4 protein-coding genes are annotated in these 3,888 nt (G+C 62.6%); 3 read left to right on the forward strand and 1 reads right to left on the reverse strand.

All coding sequences use genetic code 11. From position 1 onward, the window contains the following. From AC0AP0_RS09885 to AC0AP0_RS09895, 3 genes are all read left to right on the forward strand, one after another. A partial coding sequence (locus AC0AP0_RS09885) for an AAA family ATPase (RefSeq protein ID WP_490430339.1) occupies positions 1-1,032 on the forward strand: 1,032 nt, incomplete at its 5' end. 80 nt (positions 1,033-1,112) lie between these two features. Then, positions 1,113-2,195, forward strand: coding sequence for a dihydroneopterin aldolase (locus AC0AP0_RS09890; protein ID WP_490430340.1), 1,083 nt, complete (start codon positions 1,113-1,115; stop codon positions 2,193-2,195). Next, complete coding sequence (locus tag AC0AP0_RS09895; RefSeq protein ID WP_045935650.1) at positions 2,192-2,749, forward strand: DUF3180 domain-containing protein; 558 nt, start codon at positions 2,192-2,194, stop codon at positions 2,747-2,749. Before AC0AP0_RS09890 ends, AC0AP0_RS09895 begins: the two co-directional genes overlap by 4 nt. Before the next feature lie 108 nt (positions 2,750-2,857). Here AC0AP0_RS09895 and AC0AP0_RS09900 read toward each other — a convergent pair whose 3' ends face one another. After that, complete coding sequence (locus AC0AP0_RS09900) at positions 2,858-3,772, reverse strand: acyl-CoA thioesterase (RefSeq protein ID WP_490430341.1); 915 nt, start codon at positions 3,770-3,772, stop codon at positions 2,858-2,860. Between the last annotated feature and the right edge of the window lie 116 nt (positions 3,773-3,888).

Here is a 3,888-nt window from a genome sequence, read left to right on the forward strand (position 1 = left end):
ATCATTGCAGCCACCAACCGCCCCGACATTCTGGATCCGGCCCTGCTCCGGCCCGGCCGGTTCGACCGTCAGGTGGCTGTGGAGGCACCAGATCTGGAGGGCCGCGAGGCCATCCTCAAGGTCCATGCCAAGGGCAAGCCTTTTGTGCCGGATGTGGACCTGCACACTGTGGCCGTGCGTACACCCGGCTTCACTGGCGCCGACCTGGCCAACGTGCTCAACGAGGCTGCCCTGCTGACTGCTCGCTCCGACGCCCAGCTGATTGACAACCGAGCCATCGACGAAGCTATCGATCGTGTGTTGAGCGGACCTCGGCGGCGGACCAAGGGCATGGCTCTGGCCGAGATGCGCAACACCGCCTACCACGAGGGCGGCCACGCCATGGTTGCTGCGGCCCTGCATCACACCGACCCCGTCACCAAGGTGACCATTCTGCCGCGTGGACGGGCCCTGGGCTACACCGCGGTCATGCCCACCACAGATCGCTATTCACAGTCCCGCAATGAGCTGCTGGATCAGATGGCCTACGCCATGGGTGGCCGCGTAGCAGAAGAAGTGGTCTTCCACGACCCGACCACCGGTGCCTCCAACGATATCGAGAAGGCCACCAGCATCGCCCGGCAGATGGTCCTGCAGTACGGCTTCTCATCCAAGCTGGGAGCCATCAAGTGGGCAGATGAGAACGACCAGGATGCCGGACTCGATGCCCTGAAGCCCCACAACTATTCGGAGAAAACCGCCGAGGCCATCGACGAGGAAGTCCACAATCTTATCGAGACGGCCCACCAAGAGGCCTGGCGGATCATCACCCAGAACCGTGACGTGCTGGACGAGCTCGTTCGACAGCTGCTGGTCAAAGAGACCCTGAACAAGGACGAGCTGGCTGTGGTCTTCGCCGGCTTGCGCAAGGCTCCCGAACGTCAGCTCTGGCTGTCTGCACCGGATCGGCCGGACTCCGAGCAGCCTCCGGTGGAGATTCCTGAGGAGCTCAGGCGCAGCGTGAACGGGTCGTCCGCAACGGACCAGCACTGATTTCCGGATCGGCTCGGTGAAATACACGTTCCCGGGCCGTGCGGCAGTGAATCTTCCAAGGCGAGGGAGGAGCGTACATCATGGATTCCATCCGTCTGAGTTCCATCAAGGTCGCACCCCTGCATGGCCAGCAGAAGCCAGGGTTCAGATACCAGGTCGATGCCGTCCTCTACCTGGATTTGAGTGAGGCAGGCAGGCTCAACGACGGCACTCAGACCGTGGACTATGTGCAGATTGTCCGTCGGATCGTCAACCTGATTCAAAGCGAGCCGGCTGACGAGATTCTGGAATCCCTGACCGCCAAGGTGGCTGATGCCATCCTGCTCTCCCACCAGATCCGCCGCACTCGGGTCACGGTCACCCGTCTGGGCGCTGACCAGGGAACAGGGGTAGATTTTCAGGTGGGCGTCACCCTTGAGCGTGCAACCGACGATCAGGTGGAAGGCAACCCTGCCAGCATGGAATCCGGGCGGGTTAGCAGCGGCGGGAATGCTTCTTTAGGGCATCCCTCCTTCCTGCTGTCTGGTCAGGCTGATTCTGGCCATGCGGCACAGGCCCGGCTGCGTCACCCCCTGACCTCCTCCACCCAGAGCGGCCTGTCCTCGGATCCGGATAGTGATAACGAAGCGTCCACTCAGCCGTCTGTTGGAGGAGTCAAGCCACAGGGCCTTCTGATGCGTGATGTGATTGCGCTGGAAGGAGCATCGGGAACCGACCGGTTGACCATGCTCCGTGCTCTTGCAGCCCTGGACGGAATTCCCGGCAGTCAGCTGGTCGGCATCTCGCCCCTATATGCCTACCGTGATGATCAGGGGGATCAGCGTCTATCGGCTGTGGTTATTCTGCAGACGCCGCTGAATCTTGGTGAGCTGCGGTCGGCCCTGGACATGGTGGCCGCTCCTATCAGACAGATGGGCGGACTGGATGCCGATGTGGTTGAGGTGGAGACCTCGGACGGTTCGGTTCTGTCTTCCCGGGACCGCCCCCCTCTGCTGACCGCCGATGCTCCATCGCGCATTCTGATTCCCTGGGCCTATTTGGAGCCTGAACACTGCCTGCCTGGGGCTGGCGGATCCTGTCTGGCCAGCCTGGCCAACCGTGCTCCTGACCGTGACCGTATCAGCCTGGTCTCGGAGGACTGGATTCTGGACGGTCTGTCATGAGGGCCCGCCGCACCCCGCTCGCGCACTATCTGGTCGCCCTGGTTCTGGGCCTGATGGGAGGCGCCGGCATCTCGGAACTGGGCATGTCCACCAGGACGGACCTGATGGGGGTTCCCTGGCTGGTCAGTGTATTGCTCTTCCTACTGGGGTTGGCCATCCTGATCATGGCCTTCCAGGTGCATCGCTACGCCAAGGGGGACCGCAAGCAGATGGATTTGCGCTTCGCGGTCAACGTGCTGATCATGAGCAAGGCCCTGGGCATTGCCTGTGCCGCCCTGTTGGGCTGGTACGGCAGTCAGGCCCTGATCAGCATGGGTCATGCAGGCGCGCCCTATTACACACGGGTCATGCAGGAGTGCCTGGTCGCCTCCCTGGTCTGTCTGCTCGATGTGGTGGCCGGAGCCGTGGGGGAGTGGCTCTGCCAGTTGCCCCCGGATGACGGGCCTGAGAACCCCGACCGTCGCAAGAAGTCCTCGCGAAGACCGATGGCCGATGCGGCCGATACCGCCGATAGGGCGGAGATAAAGGCCGATTCAAGCAAAAAGCACAGCTGAACAGCGTTCAAGGCCCTAACTGGGGACGTTTCTGAAGATAGCCGGCCTGCTGTCGACCAAGCTATTGATCCCTTGCTGGGGAAGAATATGCGATGACGTAGTGGAAGCTCAGTCTTTGGGCACCCTGATCATGGCCTCCTGAACCATGTAGGCAGCTAGGTCACCCTGGCGGTTATAGACCTTGGCCATGCACAGGCTGCGGCCGTGGTCGGCTACAGGGGACTCCTGGATGAAGCAGTGCCAGTCGCAGGGATCCATATCCTGATACCACCACATGGCATGGTCGATGGAGGCGAAGGAGATCCCCGGGGTTGTCATGCTCAGCCCGGCACGGCGCAGGGCGGGCTCCATCATGATCTGATCGCATTCCATGGCCAGCAGGGCCCGGCGCATCAGCGGGTCCAGTTCGGCTCTCCCCTGGGTACGGCTCCAAACGGCCTGGCGACTCCTGCTGTCGTCCTTGGAATCCCCATGTTCTGCATCATCTGCATCGTCCAGCAGTACCGTGCCGCCGACATGACGCATATCGAAGGGACTCTGATGGGCGTAGTAGTCAGCAAAGGGGGACTTGTCGGCATAGGGTTCCATCAGCTCTCGGGAGCCAGGCAGGTCCTCCGGATCGGGCAGCCCGGGCGGCATGGGGTCGGCATAGCGGACGCCCTCCTGGCCGACCTGCTGATAGGAGAGCAGGGCGTTCAGGATGGTCCGTTCCCCCTGGTGCAGGTCAACCCGTCGGGAGGAGAAGGAACGTCCGTCACGGATGGTCTCCACTTCCGCCTGGACATCCTGATTCAGGAGTCCTGTACGCAGGTAATAGGCGTGCATGGAATGAGGCAGTCGACCCTCGGGCACGGTCCGCCCGCCGGCCATGATGGCCTGGCCCAACAGCTGGCCTCCGTAGAGGCGGCCAGTGGGGAAGTCCAGCGATTTGCCCAGGAAACGGGAACGGCCATCGGCGGGCTGCCACTCCTGCAGGTTCAGCCCAGCGATGGCCTGGGCCAGTGCTTCATCCTCGGTGCTCATGCTTCTCCTCGGCCCTCGATCCCTCGGGGTGTATTTCGGTTCAGCGGGTCAGCTTGCGGTGGATGCGGTGGGGCCTGGAGGCCTCCTCGCCCAGACGCTTGACCTTGTTCTCCTGG

Source organism: Bifidobacterium sp. POST2/T3 (B1) (genome assembly GCF_058197115.1).

Excerpts from the sequence above, each read along its gene's own strand:
- AC0AP0_RS09890 (WP_490430340.1), top strand. The coding sequence starts at position 1,113 with ATGGATTCCATCCGTCTGAGTTCCATCAAGGTCGCACCCCTGCATGGC.
- AC0AP0_RS09895 (WP_045935650.1), top strand. The coding sequence starts at position 2,192 with ATGAGGGCCCGCCGCACCCCGCTCGCGCACTATCTGGTCGCCCTGGTT.
- AC0AP0_RS09900 (WP_490430341.1), bottom strand. The coding sequence starts at position 3,772 with ATGAGCACCGAGGATGAAGCACTGGCCCAGGCCATCGCTGGGCTGAAC.